This is a genomic window from Pseudomonas phytophila (genome assembly GCF_025643095.1).
In the GTDB taxonomy this organism is placed as follows: domain Bacteria; phylum Pseudomonadota; class Gammaproteobacteria; order Pseudomonadales; family Pseudomonadaceae; genus Aquipseudomonas; species Aquipseudomonas quasicaspiana.
This window is the reverse complement of sequence record NZ_CP081201.1, coordinates 5,926,149-5,943,443: the sequence shown is the minus strand read 5'-3', so window position 1 is coordinate 5,943,443 and position 17,295 is coordinate 5,926,149. Positions and strand designations below refer to the sequence as shown.

The 17,295-nt window shown below is 57.7% G+C and carries 13 protein-coding genes; 5 read left to right on the top strand and 8 right to left on the bottom strand.

What is annotated here, in order from left to right; translation table 11 throughout:
• Window positions 1-80: 80 nt before the first annotated feature.
• Window positions 81-1,409: a tRNA (N6-isopentenyl adenosine(37)-C2)-methylthiotransferase MiaB gene (miaB, locus tag K3169_RS26740; RefSeq protein WP_099268228.1), complete on the bottom strand. Its 1,329-nt coding sequence runs from the start codon at window positions 1,407-1,409 to the stop codon at window positions 81-83.
• Window positions 1,410-1,542: 133 nt separating this feature from the next.
• Here miaB and K3169_RS26735 point away from each other — a divergent pair, with 133 nt between their 5' ends.
• A complete protein-coding gene (locus tag K3169_RS26735) occupies window positions 1,543-1,869 on the top strand; it encodes a DUF1820 family protein (protein WP_027902336.1) in 327 nt (108 codons plus the stop codon).
• Window positions 1,870-1,882: 13 nt separating this feature from the next.
• On the opposite strand, the gene K3169_RS26730 is transcribed toward K3169_RS26735, so the two are convergent.
• The 6 genes from K3169_RS26730 to K3169_RS26705 form a co-directional block, all read right to left on the bottom strand.
• Window positions 1,883-2,995, bottom strand: coding sequence for a hypothetical protein (locus tag K3169_RS26730; protein WP_263268926.1), 1,113 nt, complete (start codon window positions 2,993-2,995; stop codon window positions 1,883-1,885).
• A 15-nt stretch (window positions 2,996-3,010) separates the two neighbouring features.
• Window positions 3,011-6,529 (bottom strand): toxin VasX, encoded by a 3,519-nt coding sequence (locus K3169_RS26725; protein WP_263268924.1) that lies wholly within the window; start codon window positions 6,527-6,529, stop codon window positions 3,011-3,013.
• A 218-nt stretch (window positions 6,530-6,747) separates the two neighbouring features.
• The gene (locus tag K3169_RS26720) at window positions 6,748-7,296 is read right to left on the bottom strand and encodes a tetratricopeptide repeat protein (protein WP_027899834.1); all 549 of its coding nucleotides are present in this window, start codon (window positions 7,294-7,296) and stop codon (window positions 6,748-6,750) included.
• A 274-nt stretch (window positions 7,297-7,570) separates the two neighbouring features.
• Window positions 7,571-8,854 (bottom strand): glutamate-1-semialdehyde 2,1-aminomutase, encoded by a 1,284-nt coding sequence (gene hemL / locus K3169_RS26715; protein ID WP_027899835.1) that lies wholly within the window; start codon window positions 8,852-8,854, stop codon window positions 7,571-7,573.
• Between the two features lie 41 nt (window positions 8,855-8,895).
• Entirely contained in the window at window positions 8,896-9,522 is a 627-nt protein-coding gene (thiE, locus tag K3169_RS26710) for a thiamine phosphate synthase (protein WP_263268921.1), read from the bottom strand.
• A 23-nt stretch (window positions 9,523-9,545) separates the two neighbouring features.
• Window positions 9,546-10,343 (bottom strand): hydroxymethylpyrimidine/phosphomethylpyrimidine kinase, encoded by a 798-nt coding sequence (locus K3169_RS26705; protein WP_122396824.1) that lies wholly within the window; start codon window positions 10,341-10,343, stop codon window positions 9,546-9,548.
• Window positions 10,344-10,740: 397 nt separating this feature from the next.
• Here K3169_RS26705 and K3169_RS26700 point away from each other — a divergent pair, with 397 nt between their 5' ends.
• The 4 genes from K3169_RS26700 (at window position 10,741) to K3169_RS26685 (ending at window position 16,982) form a co-directional block, all read left to right on the top strand.
• Window positions 10,741-12,735 (top strand): hybrid sensor histidine kinase/response regulator, encoded by a 1,995-nt coding sequence (locus K3169_RS26700; RefSeq protein WP_263268919.1) that lies wholly within the window; start codon window positions 10,741-10,743, stop codon window positions 12,733-12,735.
• 119 nt (window positions 12,736-12,854) lie between these two features.
• Entirely contained in the window at window positions 12,855-14,513 is a 1,659-nt protein-coding gene (locus K3169_RS26695) for an acyl-CoA dehydrogenase family protein (protein WP_263268917.1), read from the top strand.
• Between the two features lie 272 nt (window positions 14,514-14,785).
• Complete coding sequence (gene amn, locus K3169_RS26690; RefSeq protein WP_176560639.1) at window positions 14,786-16,282, top strand: AMP nucleosidase; 1,497 nt, start codon at window positions 14,786-14,788, stop codon at window positions 16,280-16,282.
• A gap of 67 nt (window positions 16,283-16,349) precedes the next feature.
• On the top strand, window positions 16,350-16,982 hold the full coding sequence (locus K3169_RS26685; RefSeq protein WP_027901837.1) for a pseudouridine synthase: 633 nt from the start codon (window positions 16,350-16,352) through the stop codon (window positions 16,980-16,982).
• A 112-nt stretch (window positions 16,983-17,094) separates the two neighbouring features.
• On the opposite strand, the gene K3169_RS26680 is transcribed toward K3169_RS26685, so the two are convergent.
• The gene (locus tag K3169_RS26680; protein WP_027901836.1) at window positions 17,095-17,295 is read right to left on the bottom strand and encodes a DUF2788 domain-containing protein; all 201 of its coding nucleotides are present in this window, start codon (window positions 17,293-17,295) and stop codon (window positions 17,095-17,097) included.

Genomic DNA, 17,295 nt, shown 5'->3' with positions numbered 1-17,295 from the left:
TCCGACAAATCATTGCCGGACAGAACGCCTTCGCGAATGAATTCGCTCCCACAGAATTCATTCCAGCAATACGCTCACACTCAATTCAGCAACGACCCGCGCAGCGAGTGCGGCTGGGCGTCGTCGATGTGTACGTCAGCAAACTGGCCGATCAGCTTGGGGTTGTCGCAACGGAAATTCACGATCCGGTTGTTCTCGGTACGGCCCTGCAGTTCGCCTGGGTCTTTTTTCGAGTAGTCGGTCACGAGGATGCGCTGGGTGCTACCGACCATTTGTCGGCTGATCTCGAAACCCTGCTGGTTCAGTCGGTGCTGAAGGGCGGCCAGGCGTTCTTTTTTCAGCGCTTCGGGAGTCTCATCTGCCAGATCCGCTGCCGGAGTGCCGGGGCGCGGGCTGTAGATGAAGGAAAACGAGAAGTCGAAGCCGACATCAGCGATGAGCTTCATGGTGTTCTCATGGTCTTTATCTGTTTCGCCCGGGAAGCCGACGATGAAGTCCGAACTGATGCTGATCCCTGGTACGGCAGCCTTGAGCTTGCGGATTCTGGATTTGTATTCAAGCGTGGTGTGGTTGCGCTTCATCGCTGCCAGAATACGGTCCGAGCCCGACTGAACCGGCAAATGCAGGTGTTTGACCAGCTCCGGCACTTCGGCATGAGCCAGGATCAGGCTGTCGGAGAATTCCAGCGGGTGCGAGGTGGTGTAACGAATACGGTCGATGCCATCGACGGCAGCGACAACCCGGATCAGATCGGCCAGGTCGGCGGCGCGGCCGTCATGGGTCGTACCGCGATAACCGTTGACGTTCTGACCCAGTAGCGTCACTTCCCGCACGCCGTTTTCAGCCAAATGAATCACCTCGGCCACGACGTCATCGAATGGACGGCTGACCTCTTCACCACGGGTGTAAGGCACCACGCAGAAAGTGCAGTACTTGCTGCAGCCTTCCATGACCGACACGTACGCGCTCGGGCCATCTACACGGGGCTCGGGCAAGTGATCAAACTTTTCGATTTCCGGGAACGAGACATCAACCTGCGGCAACCGCGTGAAGCGTGCCGCATCAATCATTTCCGGCAGGCGGTGCAGGGTTTGCGGGCCAAAAACTACATCCACGTAGGGCGCGCGATCACGGATTGCTGCGCCTTCCTGGCTGGCAACGCAACCGCCGACAGCGATCACCATCTCCGGGTTGGCCAGTTTCAGCTCACGCCAGCGGCCCAGTTGGGAATAAACCCGGTCCTGGGCGCGTTCGCGGATGGAGCAGGTGTTGAGCAGGATGACGTCGGCATCTTCCGCGCGAGCGGTGACTTCCAGGGCCTGATGCTCGCCCAGCAGATCGACCATGCGCGAGCTGTCGTACTCGTTCATCTGGCAACCGTGGGTTTCGATATAAAGCTTCTTGGCCATGCGTCCGTCATCAGGTGGTTCAAAGAACCGCGCATTATAGTGGCGTCGGTCTCCGCTTCCTAGCGTCCTCTACCGAACGGGCATGCTATAGTTCGCGCCCTCTTTTTATGTCCCCGATTCTTACCCGCCCTTTATGACCAAACGCGAAGCTCCAATCTACAAAGTGATTTTCCTCAACCAGGGCCAGGTGTTCGAAATGTACGCCAAGCAGATCTATCAGAGCGATCTGTGGGGTTTCCTTGAAGTAGAGGAATTCGTCTTTGGCGAGCGCACGACCGTTGTGGTAGACCCAAGCGAAGAGAAGCTCAAGGCGCAGTTCGAAGGCGTAGTGCGCAGCTTTGTGCCCATGCATTCAATTGTGCGCATCGACGAAGTCGAGCGAATCGGCACACCAAAGATCAGCGAAGCCCGCGGCACCAGCAACGTGATGCCATTTCCTGTACCGATGCCGGATAAGTAAGCCTTCGTCCCTTTTATCCTCGCTTTCCGGCGTTGGACTGCGCCTCGGTAAATCGTGCCGTAAGGTTCTGATTGGGCTTTTGCTCTCGAAGATCCTTTACCGCCTGGCTCAGACGCTGCAATTCTTCACTGGGCTTGGCCCATTGCGCTTCTGGCAGCGGCTCGGACCAGCTTTTCATCGCCTCCGGAATGACTGCGCGGCCGATGCTTTTGATCCGGCGGATTTCCCATTCGGTGAGGTGGTTGGGCAAGGTCCACAGGGTCAGCACGTGGTACGTGTACCAACAGAACGGATAGAAGAACCCAACCTCGCGATTCTTGCGACGACGCCGCATGCGCTCCCGAGCGTTGTAAAACGTATGCAGCCCTTCATGGGGCGGATCGCCGGGGTTTTGCAGGTCCAGTGGGTCCTGGATTTCCTTCAGGGTGTGAACCTCATATTCCATGTACGCCCGAATCGCTTCCCAGTTGCACACCGCCAGATCAAACCCGGCGCAGAAAAACTCCAGGCTGTAATGCTCATCGTGGGGCGGATGATAGAACCCCACACCCATGGCGTAGCGGATGTCCATGCCGTACTGCGTCACGCTCCGGGCCTGCACGACCCAGGCGGATAGCGATTCCCACGGGACGAAGATGGGCTCTGTTTGGCCGTTGGGGACGAAGCAAACTTCGCGGCGTTGACGGTTGAAGCGGGTGGGGATTACTTCTTTGTATTTGTTTAAGTGGTTGAAGGTTATTGCGAGGTAGATGATTAAAGCGACTAATGCGCCCCATCCTCCCATTTTCAGCGTGTAAGGCACTACTTCCAGCGCAAACTCCAGGGAGTCCCCCATTGAGTTTCCGTTAACAATCCCTAGAAACCATGTGAAAAAAGGTGCAAAAAGCCCATAGAACCAGATCGCCCAGAAAGGTGTCCCAAGGCCCATTTGCCAAGCGAAAACAGCGGGCAAACCGACTCCAAAATTCAGATACCCGTCGTTTACTTCTCCCACGGCGCCGCCGTAATCCTGCGCCGGCAGGTCGGTGGGTAACGGCAATGGGGCCAAATAAGTCACCTGACCGGTTGGGAATACCTCCAGCATGCCAGCGCTCGGGGCATGATTAATGGGCGGCGGGCCAGTCATGTCTTTTTTTCCATCTTATTTTTTCACCTCTGACATGAGGTCGGGATGGATAGCGAAGTACTTGCATTGCTCTCCCGGTGGGTCGAGGTCCAACGCCGGAAAGTCGCCGCTTTCGCCAAAAACCGGGAAGCGCACCTCATACACGTTGGCCTCGTGCTGCCCTTTTGAAGTGATGGGTCCCAGCTGGATTGAGAGCACGATGTCGGTGTGGCTGGGCAGGTCTGAATTGATAAGGCTGCGCACATCCGTCAATTCCACGATCAGTGGGTTGCGCGCCTTGATGTGCAGACGATCCTCCAGGGCGGTGCCTAGAGGGCTCCAGCGCTCTGGCCTGCCTATTTGGCCTTCGATTTTGCGTATCCATTGATAGCCACCAATGTTGAGCACGGTAGCGCTGGCATGACTGCCAAGGGGGTTTGTCAGCTCAGCAGTAAACAGTGTCGGGAAATGCAGCAAGAACCGGCGAGGTGCGTCATCGCTGCTCGGGATGATTTGCATACGTGGGGCCTGGTAATGCGCGCGTAGTTCTTTTAAATAATGAGCAAGAGGTAAAGAAAGGCACAGGTCGGGGTCCTGCCCTTGGCCCCATGGTGTGCTCAGCAGCCAGCGATCATGCCGGTTTAGGTTGTTGCGGTTGTAGTACCAACTGCCGGATAGCTCCAGGGCAGTAAACAAAATTCCTGCCAGGTTGAAACGTAAAAACACCGTGGACAGGCGCACACCTGCTGCCGCCCAAGCGGCTGTCCTCGCAGCGGTTCCAGCCTCTGCGGCTAGAACATGGCTGAAAGTTTGAATCGTTTGAGCGAAGCCATAACTGTTGCTAGCCAGAAAGCCGCTATTGCCCAGCATGCTGATGGTGGCCCCAATCTGCGCATCGCTATTACCGCGGCGCACTGAGTCTTGCCAATTTTTATGGGAACTCGCAAGGCTCGTAGTGGCAGCAATGATCCCTGCGACGTAGCCCGCCATTCCAAGGCCAATATGCAATTTCCCCATTTGCACATGAACACCGAGCAGTTCAGCTTTCTTGAAGTTTTTCGCCAGCTCTGCGGCGTGGGCGCCAAGCGCCGTGTCTGCAATACCCTGCGCTGCGCCAAATCCTGCGGCTATGGTCGCCGCAAGAGAATTAAGGAAAGGCATTAGGTCTCTAGAACTCTTTGGCTGCGAAAAAACCTCCCTCTGCACCACAACCAAATTCACCGCCTGCGCCACAAACACCAACAACCCAGCCCCATCTCCGAGCAGCCCGGCCGTCGGCGCCACGACCACACCCTTTCGATAACTCTCCAGCACCGACTGAACCTCCCGATGCTGCTGCGCCGGAAACACCAGCGCCAACCCTGGCTTGCCGGATGATGCGGATTGCAGGTGAGTTGAGTCGGTCGGCAGCTCAGCTACCGGGCTCATGGCCTTGGCGAGTTGTTGTTCCAGTTCAGCCAAGGACTGTCGGGTGGTATGGCGTTGCTCTTTAAACCAGTTGGCATCGGGACTCAGGTGCCAGGAACGGTCTGCGGCCCTGCGCTCGCGGGACATACTGGTCAAGGTGCGCAGGCGATCACGATGCTGCTGCACGGCTTTGACGGTCTTGCCAAGGTTTTGCAGGTCTTCGGCGCTGGCCACCTGAAAGGTCACGTTCTCCCGGCGTGCTGCATCAAGAATCGCTACGCCCGCCGCCTTGGGCAGGCTGCGAAACAGCGCGTCCATATCCGGCAGCTGGCCTTTTTCCATCTGCTGCAAGAAGGCCTGCACCGCCTGCTGAATGCCCATCTGCAATGCGGGAGCCAGCGTGCCCCAGGCAGCAGTGAGGTTGACTTGAGAGGCGGGCGATAGCCGCCTGGTGTCGAGCACAAGGCCTGCACCCCATTGCTTGAGGCGTTCCAGCCATTGCGGTGCGTCCTTGAAAAACAACCAGCTCGCATTTGTGAATACTGCAAACTGCACGCCCAGCTCGGTTTGCGCACTCAACGGCGCGGCGTAAAACATCGGGCGGGACATGGCCGGATTGTTGTTCAGCCAATCCAGGACCGAATCAACGGCTTTGTCGCTGCGGCAGATGTCTTTCAGGCAGGCGTATTCGGTGAGCAGGGCGTGATCAACCTGCTCGCTGTCTTCGATGTCGTAATACCAGATCGCTCGATGCAGGCGGTTTTTGAGCAGCAGATCGATTCGATCCTGGGTGATCTTTTCCAGTAGCTCGTTCAGTGGCTGAAGGATTCCCCGTTGCTGCTTGAGAAAGGCATCCATGCGCGGGCGGTCGATCAGGTCATTGATGCCGCGCTGGCCGAATTTGGCGCCGTATAGTGCGTCTTTAGTGGGTTTGTCCATCTGGCGATACAGCTTCCAGAGGGTTTTGCGATGCCGGGCGATGAAGTCCGGGCTGGTGCCGACGAAGCGTTGTTCAAGCTGATATTGCTGAATGGTACTGGCTCGGGCCTCGATGCCGTCGTCCATGCTCAGTCGGTCCGGTTTGGCTTTTTCGAGGCGTTCCAGCAGGTCTGCTGGTATGTCGGGATCATTGAAATAGGCCCCCGCTTCCTGCCGGTTATCCTGGCTCATCACCTCTCGCAACGTATTACGGGTCAGAGTTTGCTCAGGCTCGGGCAGGGTTTCCAAGTCATCAAGCAAGGTTTTGAGCGTCCGCTCCTTTTTAGCGCGTTCGTTCAGATCCTCCTCGTTAATCTGAGTGAGCGATTCGATGTAGCAGCCCAGCAAGTAGTCGCGCTCGACCTCGCCTTGCTGGCTCAGCGCCCACTTTCCGATCTGGCCGACCACCTGATCCTGATACTGCGCCAGATCACGCATCACGCCGACGTCATCACGTACGGCCAGAAACAGGAAATCGCGTTTGTGGGCCGTGGTGATCTGGCTGGTGAACTCTTCAAGAATGGTCTGGCGATACAGCGGTGTGTGTTCCCAGGCGTAGGGAATCTTCGTTGACGTGTCGTCCGGTCTGTCCGCCCAACTGCCGCTGCTTTCCGCCAGCCACACGGCCATTTTTCGGTCGTCGAACAGGTCCCGGGCATCGCCGCGCTGAATATTTTCAAAGCTGACGCGCTGCATGAAGTGCCCGCGCTCGGTGGAAACCTTCATCACCTGTGCGCATTTGAAGGCCGTCCACTGGACCTCGGAAAAAGAGGCGTGCAGAACGCTGCTGCGAGAGAACGCCAGCGCCGGTTCAGCTTCGATCACGTCAGCGCGCCGATCCTTGTTGACTTGATCGCCCTTGAACAACAGCGCAGTCACGGAGCCATTGGTTAACTGGTACTCATGCAGCAGGCCTGTGGCGCTGTCGATGATGTACATATAGCCGTCCCGCAACAGACGAAACCCCAAAGGCAGAGCCCGCAGTTTGTAAGGCATGGCGATTTCGATGGACGGATCTAGGTCTTCCACCAGGCCATAACGCACGGGTAACAGTTGCAGGGTCTGACTCATCAGCGGACAAAATCCGCCAGCATCGGGCGCCTCGGCGGGTTTGGCCCTGGCGACCAGATTGGCCATGTGGCCACGCGGCGTTATGTGAGGATTTGTCATGCAGGCTCCTGCCTTGGGCTGGCGAGTAGAGGCCAGGATCCAGATGGCGGAGCGTGTAATCTCAAGCCCGACCCTGAGCGAGGGGCGGGAGAGTGGCTGATGAGCGACGGGCACTCAATGCATGGAGAGCGGTTTGGGAAATGCCCTACAGGAAATGTCTTAAGTTTTTCCGAGGTAGAAGGCCGGGCTAACGGTTTGTGTCAGAACTGCGGTGATTTCTACGGCAGTGGAGCAAACGGCGTACGCCCTTCTGCGGTCTGCAATTCCAGCAAGTACTTGCGGAAAATCTGTCCCAGCACTTGAGTGGCTACTTCAAGTTCGTCGCGCTGCATGTGCTCGGCGACTTCGTCGGCAGCGTCCAGTGCGTCTTCGGAGCCGTTGACCGAGGCCATCTTCAGTACGATATACGCCTGAACATTGTTGGCCTGCACGCCTTCCCCCTTGGAGAACATCAAGCCGAGCTGATACTGCGACTGCGCGTGACCCTGCAGCGAAGCCTGCTCGAAATAACCAAGTGCCTTGGGCAAGTCTTGTGGCGCGTGTTTACCGTCGTAGTAAAACTCGCCCAACTCGTATTGTGCTTGTGCATCCCCGGACTGAGCCGCTTGCTGACACGCCGAAAGCGCCGCAGGCAGGTTGTCTGGCTGGGTATTGAGGGTGCAACGACCCACCGCTGGGATTAACAACGAGTTGCCGCCTGCATTCGCCAGCAGGGGATGAATAAGCAACAGGCAGCCCAATGCAAGGGTGCGGCCGGTGCGGTTCATGGGAATCGACTTACCTCTGAAAAAGGTGCGGGCGTGCCCGTCCAGCTAAACGTGCTGGCTGCGCATTATGAAATAAGCGAGGCCAACCTTACAAAGTCTTTACTGTTTTTCTGCTGCGCGGGGCTGAAAAGCCCGGTTTTGCGGGGGTAACGATACGATTAAATCCTGTGGGAGCGAATTCATTCGCGAAGCGGCCGGTACATATGACAGAAAATCATCGTTTGTAAAACCGCCTTCGCGAATGAATTCGCCCACAGTTGGTCATGTGCTGCCCTTATTTCAGCGCCGCAAACGCCTTCTCGGCCGCATCCAGCGTCAACTTCAACTCTTCTTCGCCATGGGCAATGGAGGTGAAGCCTGCTTCGAATGCGCTTGGCGCCAGGTACACGCCGCCTTCGAGCATCAAGTGGAAGAAGCGCTTGAAGCGATCGGCGTCGCTGGTCATCACGTCATTGAAGGTGACGATTTCCTTGGCTTCGCTGAAGTACAGACCAAACATGCCGCCCGCCTGGGTGGTCACGAACGGAATGCCGGCAGCGTCGGCGCGTTGTTGCAGGCCTTCGAGCAGGCGACGGGTGAAGTCGCTGAGTTCGTCGTGGAAGCCCGGACGGCTGATCAGGCGCAAGGTGGTCAGGCCAGCTGCCATGGCCAGCGGGTTACCGGACAGCGTCCCTGCCTGATAAACCGGGCCGAGTGGCGCGATGTGCGACATGATTTCGCGCTTGCCGCCGAAACAGCCGACGGGCATGCCGCCGCCGATGATCTTGCCGAAGGTGCTCAGGTCTGGTGTTACGCCGTAATAAGCCTGCGCGCCGCCAAGGGCCACGCGGAAACCGGTCATGACCTCGTCAAAAATCAGCACCACGCCGTGTTCGTCGCACAGTGCGCGCAGGCCTTGCAGGTAACCCGGTGCTGGCGGTACGCAGTTCATGTTGCCCGCAACCGGCTCAACGATGATGCACGCGACTTCCTGGCCTACTTCGGCCAGCAGCTCTTTAACGGCGTCCAGATCATTGAACGGTACGGTCAGCGTGTGTTTGGCGAATGCTGCCGGTACGCCCGGCGAGCTTGGCACACCGAGGGTCAGTGCACCGGAGCCCGCTTTGACCAGCAGACTGTCGGAGTGGCCGTGGTAGCAGCCTTCGAATTTGATGATGCTGTCGCGGCCGGTATAACCGCGGGCCAGACGAATGGCGCTCATGGTCGCTTCGGTGCCCGAGCTGACCATGCGGACCATCTCCATCGAAGGCACGATGGAGCAGACCAGATCGGCCATTTCGGTTTCCATGGCGGTGGGCGCGCCATAGGACAAACCGTGTTCCAACTGACTGCGTACGGCATCCAGCACTTCCGGGTGGCTATGGCCGAGGATCATCGGCCCCCACGAACCCACGTAGTCGACATAACGCTTGTCGTCTTCGTCGGTGACATACGCACCGACCGCGTGTTTGAAGAACAGCGGCGTGCCGCCGACGCTTTTGAAGGCCCGTACGGGCGAGTTAACGCCACCGGGAATGTGTTTTTGAGCATTGGCGAACAAGGTTTCAGAGCGGGACATAATTAAATCTCTTACGTAATCGAAATAAGGGCCGGGCGCGATTAGCGGCTGGAAAGCAAGGCGTTGAAGGCGCGGGCGCGGCGGGTAACTTCCTGAGTATTTTCGGCACCGAACAAGCCGTGCACCACGGCCAACAGGTCGGCACCGTGCTCCACCAGATGGGGAGCATTTTCCAGGGTGATGCCACCGATGACGGCAATCGGCATATTGAAGCGGGCCCGGGCTTGAGTCAGAACGTCCAGCTCGATGGCCGGGGCGTCGGGTTTAGTCGTCGAGTTGAAGAAACGTCCGAACGCGAGATAAGTCGCACCGTCCGCCTTGGCTTTCTCAGCCATTGCGAGACTGCCGTGGCAGGTCGCGCCGACAATCGCCTTGTGGCCCAGCAGTGCGCGGGCGTCGGTCAGTGATCCGTCGGTTTGACCCATGTGCACGCCAACACCCAGACGAGCCGCAACCTCGGCGTCATCGTTGATAATCAAACGGGTTTTGTACTGCTCGCAAAGCCTCAGCAGAGCGGTGGCTTCACGCAGGCGTTTGGATTCATCGCCGGACTTGTCACGGTACTGCAGCAGTGTAACGCCGCCATCAAGGGCGGCTTCGACGTAAGACAGGAATTTGCCAGCCAGCAGGCGACTGTCGGTAACGGCATACAAGCCACGTAGTTTCATAGAAAAAGCCTCATCACGTGGCGTTACGAACAGAAGTCCAGGGGCAGGCGACGGGGAACAAATTGTCCTTTACCCAGCTGTTCAGCATCGCGCAGCGTGCGCCAAGTGTAGTCAAGCGCGGTCTGCACGGCGCTGATCAGGTTTTCACCTTGCGCCAGTCGGCCCGCCAGGGCGCTGGCCAGTGTGCAGCCGGAGCCGTGGTAGCTGCCAGGCAGGCGCTGGCAGATGAAGGTGCGTGTTTCACCACCACGGATATATAAGCGGTTATGGACTTCCACTTCATCACCATGGCCGCCGGTGATCAACAGATGCTCGCAAAATGGCAGCAGCTTCTCGGCGCACTCGTCGGCTGTGCCTTCCGGCAGCTCGGCCAGAATTCGGGCTTCCGGCAGATTGGGCGTCGCAATGGTTGCCAGCGGCAGCAAGCGCTCACGCATGGCATAGCCGACTTCATCCTTGCCCAACCGTCCACCGCCGCCCGCACGTAGCACCGGGTCGCAGACCATCGGCAGGTGCGGATGCGCTTCAAGCAGCTCTACGACGGTATCGACCATTTCCAGCGAACCGAGCATACCCAGCTTCACTGCGGCGACAGTCGAGTCGTTGAGTACGGCGTTGGCTTGCGCCAACACCCATTCGCGGTCCAGCACCCTGAAATCGGTGACATTCACGGTGTCTTGAACGGTCAAGGCGGTGATTGCCGGAGCTGCGTGGCAACCCTGGGCGAGCAATGCTTCGATATCTGCTTGCAGACCGGCACCACCACTTGGATCGTGGCCGGAGAGGCAGAGGACAACAGGGCGGGAGCTATAGATATTCATGGTGCGCGAGCTTACCACTAAACTTTTTTGGGCACCGCTCAGTGGACTCGGAATTTTCATACAGCCGATAGAAATTCTGACGCGACGTTCAGCGCATGAATTTACTCTGAAAAAAGGTCGGTCTGTCTGTAAGTGCCTAGATAGAGCCTTTAAGGAGTTTTCATAAATTAATGCATAAGACCATTAGGCAGCTATGCTTTAACGCGTTGGCATGAAATAGTGATGGCATTAACCCGGTACTGCTGTTTGAGGTGAGCAGGTCTGCACAAACAGGCCCGCATTGAGTTCGTTGTTTCAGTCTGTCTGGAGCTACTCTAAAAAAATCAGGAATCGCAGAAAGCGTCGCTCCAATGGAAGGGGGCCAGCGGCGTCAACTGACGAATCTATCCGGGGCTTTATGCGCTATTTGTTGATCATGCTGGTCGCCTTGTTGTCGCAGCTAGCCAGTGCCGTCGAATTCGACGAGAGCACTCGCAGCCTGGCGTTAGGCCGTGCAGTTCAGGTGTTTGAAGATGTCAGCGGCGAAGCGACGATCAGTGATGTCAGCTCGGCGGCAATGGCGTCGAGTTTTCGAGCCCTCGACAGTGACACCCTCAACGCTGGCTTTTCCAACTCTGCCTTCTGGCTCAGGGTGGATTTGCGCTATATGCCCAGAGACGTAACCGCGCACCGTGACTGGATGGTAGAGCTCGCCTATCCGCCCATGGATTACGTGGATTTTTACCTGCCCGATGCCATCGGCACCCAGCACCTTGCCTGGCAGACCGGGGACATGTTGCCGTTCTCCAGCCGACAGATCAAACAGGCCAATTACCTGTTTGAAGTCAGTCTGGAGCCCGGGCAAACCAAGACTATCTACTTGCGCGTAAAAAGCGCCGGTTCTATTCAAGTCCCGCTGAGTCTTTGGGACAGCAGTGCCTTTCTGGAAGATCAACCCCCGCGCATGTATGTGTTGGGTGTGCTGTACGGCGTGCTTCTGGTGATGCTGATCTACAACCTGTGCATCTATCTGGGTGTGCGTGACGTCAGTTATCTGTATTACGTGCTTTACATTGCCCCCCTCGGGCTTTATCAACTGGCGCTCAACGGCATCGGTGTCGAGTTTCTCTGGCCGGAAAGTCCCTGGCTGGCCAACGTTGCGCCCTTGTTTCTGCTGATGATGTCGGTTCTTTTTGCTTGTCAGTTTGCCCGTTCGTTCCTGCAGACCAGGAAAATCGGCACTTGGCTCGATCATTCGCTTGTACTGGTAATGGCCGCCGCAGGCGTGGTGATGCTATTGAGCTTGTCACCCAACCTGAACCTCGCGTTTCGCCTTTATGGCGGGTTGATGCTGATCTTTACCTCGATGATTTTTGTCGCTGGCATCACTGCAATGTGTCACGGGGTACGTGAAGCTCGTTACTTTGTCCTCGCCTGGACAGCGTTTCTGCTGGGCAGCGTTATTCACGTCGGCATGTTGGCGGGCTATCTGCCACACAACTTTTTCACGATGTACGCCAATCAGATCGGTTCGGCCATGGAAGCTGCGCTGGTTTCCATGGCCTTGGCTGTGCGGATCAATCAGAGCCGTGAGGAGCATGCGCAGATCATGCGTGAGGCCGGGGAAAACCTTGAACGTGCCAATCAGCAATTGGCAGCAAGCAATCGCCTCAAGGATGAGTTCCTCGCCTCGCTGACTCACGAACTGCGCACCCCGATGAATGGCGTGATTGGTTCGCTGGAATTGATGCAGACCGTGGAATTGAATCCCGAACTCTCTTCATATCACCAGACCGCTGCCAGTTCTGCACAGGACATGATGGGCATGGTGAATGGCATCCTGACCCTGACGGAGCTGCAGGCAGGACGGCTTCATGTCGTGCCTGAATCCTTTGATTTAAGGTGCCTTGTTTATGGGCTCAAGGGGCAGTTCACCAACGCTGCGCAGGATAAAGGGATTAAATTGATCGTCGAGTGGGTGGAGCCGTTGCGGGCCGGTCTGATCGGGGATGTCTATAAGTTGCGCCAGTGCATGGAATGTCTTCTGGACAACGCGATCAAGTTCACCCAGTTCGGCTCGGTCAGAATCCGCGTTCAGCAGCAGGCCCAAGGCGAAGAGCAGGTGCAGTTGTTGATTGAGGTTATCGATAGCGGCATAGGCTTTACCCGGCTGGATGAGTCGACGCTCTATCAGCACTTCTTTCAGGTGGACGGCTCGTTGACCCGTCAATACGGCGGGTTGGGCATTGGCCTGGCTATTTGTCGACAGTTGATTGAGTTGCATGGCGGGCGGCTCAGCCACAGTTCAGCGCCGGGAGAGGGCAGTTGTTTTGCGCTCAAAGTGACGCTGGGATGCGCGGCGCGGAATTTCGCGCCTGCAGAAACGTCTGTGAAACTGCACAGCGCTGACTAACAGAGGCAGGGCAAAAGCGCCGTGGATTCGTCGTGTATGGCGCTTTTTAAAGCGAGGTGTGCGTGATTCACTTCATGTCTGGTTGTGCTCGAAGCGCACCCGACAGAGAGGATATCGCCATGAACCTGCATCAGTTCGCCGAAACCCACGAAGTCACCAACCAGCCGCCCCCTCTGGACGGCGCGAATCTCTATCGCATCGATCTGCCGCTGCAGCAATGGACGGAGTGCTTTGGTGCCGGTTGGGCTCAGGGCCGAATCGACGCGTATGGCGCGCTGGCGGGCGGGCCGCTGATGGAGGCGGGTTTTCTCGCCAATCAGAACAAGCCGGTTTTCGCCAGTCATGATCGGTATGGGCATCGTATTGATCTGGTGGAGTTCCATCCGGCTTACCACCAGTTAATGAGTACGGCGGTAGAGCATGGCATCCCGTCGCTACCCTGGACTGATCCACAACCCGGTGCCCATGTTGCCCGCGCCGCCATGAGCTACCTGCACAGTCAGGCCGAAGCTGGTAGCGGATGCCCATTGACCATGACTTTTGCCAGTGTGCCGGCGCTGCGCGTGCAGCCTGATCTGGCTGCACGGTGGCTGCCGAAAATCCTTGCACGGGAATACGATCCCCGAAATATCGGCATGGCGCACAAGGCTGGCGTGACCATCGGTATGGCCATGACCGAGAAGCAGGGTGGCACCGATGTTCGCGCCAATACCACGCGGGCCTATCCCGTTGGAGCGTCAGGCCCGGGCCAGGCTTATGAGCTGGTCGGGCACAAATGGTTTTGTTCGGCGCCGATGTGCGATGCGTTTCTGACGCTGGCGCAGACCGACAAGGGCTTGACCTGTTTTCTGCTGCCAAGGCATCGTCCGGATGACACCCGAAATGAGTTTTACATACAGCGTTTGAAGAACAAGCTGGGCAATTGGTCCAACGCGTCCAGCGAAGTGGAATTCCGCGGGGCGTTTGCCTGGATGCTCGGTGAAGAAGGCCGTGGTGTGCCGACCATTATCGAAATGGTTGGTATGACCCGCTTCGACTGCATGGTCGGGTCCAGTGCCCTGATGCGTCAGGCCTTGAGCCAGGCCGCGCATCATTGCGCTCATCGCAGTGTTGGCGGTCGGATGTTGGCCGAACAGCCTTTGATGCAGAACGTACTGGCTGATCTGGCACTGGAGAGCGAGGCCGCGCTGGCCTTGAGCATGCGCATGGGGCGCGCACTTGACCATCTGGACGATCCGCACGAGGCGCGTTTCGCCCGGTTGGTGACGGCAGTGGGCAAATACTGGATCTGCAAACGAGCCCCGGCCATGATCAATGAGGCTGCGGAGTGCATGGGCGGCGCGGGGTATGTCGAGGACAGCATCCTGCCGCGGCTTTATCGTGAAGCACCGGTCAACTCCACGTGGGAAGGCTCCGGTAACGTGCAATGCCTGGACGTGCTGCGGGCGCTGTCCAGGGAGCCGGGCGTGCTTGATACCCTGTTCGCCGAGTTGGGCGACGGGCATGGGGATCAGGATCTGGCGATGCATATCGATGGCTTGAAAGCCGCGTTTCGGGATACCGGTGATATCCAGTACCGGGCTCGACAACTGACCGAAGACATTGCGCTGGCGCTGCAGGCCAAGCTGTTGCTTGAAGCGGGCAATGCGGCGGTCAGTGATGCGTTTATTGCCAGTCGACTGGCGTCGCGGAGTTCGGTGTACGGCACCTTGCCAAGAGGCGTTGATGTGCAAGCGCTCGTTGCACGATCCACCCCGATGGTTGGCCGAGGCACATAACCCGCCGGGATCGCCTGGATCCTTGTGGGAGCGAGGCTTGCCCGCGATATGGGCGACTTGTTCTATCTGATACACCGCAGCGTCTTTATCGCGGGCAAGCCTCGCTCCCACATAGACCGTGCTAGTGCTCAGGACCGGCTTTAGCCGGGAGGAGGTCAGGGCATTCGCTGAATATCCTCAGCCAGAAATACTGCGCTCCCGGCTAAAGCCGGTCCTACGACTATTCCTCCCATACTACGCCACTAGTGCCTTCCCTTCACGATGCAGGCAAGATGGGCCACTGCAAGATCAGAAGGATACTAATTGTGACTGAAACCTTTATTGTCGTTGAAACGCCTGAACAAGCCGTGGATCGCCTTGCTGAGCTGCATGAGCGCGCAACCAGTGCGCTGAGTAAGGCACTCAAGCAGTATCTGAAAGACCGGATCGAGCCTGATGCCGAGCAGCGTGCCCTGTTCCGTTATCCAGAATTGCGCCTGACTTATCACTGCCAGGGCGAAGTGCCGCTGACCACTCGCGCTTATGCCAAGGTTCAGTTGCCCGGCAACTACAGCGTGACCGTGACTCACCCGGCAGCCTTCCGCAAATACCTGCTCGAACAACTTGGGCCATTGATGAACGACTTCACGATTACGGTGGAAGTCGGCGTCAGTGAGCAAAACATCCCGTATCCCTATGTGGTTGAGCAGGGCGACGAACTGGCGGGTTCTGGCGTAACGGCCGCAGCGTTGGCGCGGGTTTTCCCCAGCACTGACTTGTCTGCCGCCACTGATGGCATCGCCGACGGTCTGTACGACTGGGCCAACACCGACCCTCTGCCGCTGGCCTTGTTCGATGCCGCCCGCGTGGACTTTTCCCTGCGACGTCTGGTGCATTACACCGGTAGCGACTGGCGTCATGTGCAGCCGTGGATCCTGCTGACCAACTATCACCGCTACGTTGACCAGTTCATCGTCCACGGGCTGGAAAAGCTGCGTGAAGACCCGCGTTTTGTACGCATGGTTCTGCCGGGTAACGTCATCGTCGAGAAGAGCATGGATCACGGTGAAGCGCAGGCCATCGTCGCCAGCGTGGTCTGGCATCGGTATCAAATGCCGGCTTATCACCTGATTGCTGAAGACGGTCATGGCGTCACGCTGGTCAACATCGGCGTAGGTCCGTCCAACGCCAAGAACATCACCGATCACCTCGCCGTGCTGCGTCCGCATTGCTGGCTGATGATCGGCCACTGTGGCGGGCTGCGCCAATCCCAGACTATCGGCGACTACGTGCTGGCTCACGCCTACATGCGTCGCGACGGGATTCTTGACCGGGTACTGCCGCCTCATATTCCGATTCCGGCGTTGGCCGAAGTTCAGTTGGCTCTTCAGGAGTCTGCAGCGCAGATCACTGGCGAGCGAGGTGACGATCTGAAGAAGCGTCTGCGTACCGGTACGGTTCTCACTTATGACGACCGTAACTGGGAGCTGCGCTGGGCTCAGGAGCGTCCGCTGATCAACCTGTCCCGTGCAGTGGCTGTGGACATGGAAAGTGGCACCATTGCAGCCCAGGGCTATCGCTTGCGGGTGCCGTACGGCACGTTGCTCTGCGTTTCGGACAAGCCGTTGCACAGCGAAATCAAACTGCCCGGCTCGGCCAACGCGTTTTACGAGCGTGCGGTCAGCCAGCATTTGAAGATCGGTATTGCAGCACTGGACCTGATGCGTACTCAGCTTAATTCGCTGCATTCGCGCAAACTGCGCAGCTTCGATGAGCCGCCGTTCCGTTGATTTATTAGGTGATGAACGAAAGGGCCATTAAAGTGGCCCTTTCTGTTTTCCGAATACCGAAACTGTCATGTCCCGTACCCAGCGCCCTCCTGCTCGTCGCCCATCGCCTGCCAATGCCGGTGCAACCCGCCGTGTCGCCAAGGCTCCGCCCGCCGAGCCTAAGCTCATCCTGTTCAACAAGCCATTCGATGTGCTGACTCAGTTCAGTGATGGAGAAGGGCGAGCGACGCTCAAGGATTTCATAGAGATCCCCGGCATCTATCCGGCGGGACGACTGGATCGGGACAGCGAAGGTTTATTGCTGCTGACCAACGACGGCCAGCTTCAGGCGCGCATCGCTGACCCGAAACACAAACTGCCAAAAACCTATTGGGTGCAGGTTGAAGGTGAGCCGAGTGCCGAGCAGTTGCAGCAATTGCGTGACGGTGTGCAGCTCAATGACGGCCCGACCTTGCCCGCTCAGGCTCGGCAACTGGACGAACCACAACTCTGGCCACGCGATCCTCCGGTGCGCTTTCGCAAAAGCGTGCCCACCAGTTGGCTGGAATTGATCATCAAGGAAGGCCGTAACCGACAGGTTCGGCGCATGACTGCCGCGGTAGGTCTGCCGACGCTAAGGCTGGTTAGGGTCAGGATTGGTGACTGGACGATTGAAGGGCTGGATCAAGGGCAATGGCGGGAAGTGCCCGCGAAGCTGTGAGCAGGTCTAGACCTTGTGGGAGCAGAGCTTGCTCACGATACAGGCAACGCGGTCTATAGTGAATCGCGTGCAGCCCTATCGCGAGCAAGCTCTGCTCCCTCATGAAATTGCTTTAGCTCTCAAGATAAGCAATCACAACCGTCTTGATCACAAACGCCATAATCCCCAGGCCCAGCACGAAGAACAGGATGAGGGTGCCGAATCGTCCGGCTTTGGACTTCTTCGCCAGGTCCCAGACGATGAAGCCCATGAAGCCGACCAGAAGGGTGATGAGGCTTGTCATCATCCATTGTTCGTAAACTTCAGGCTCCAT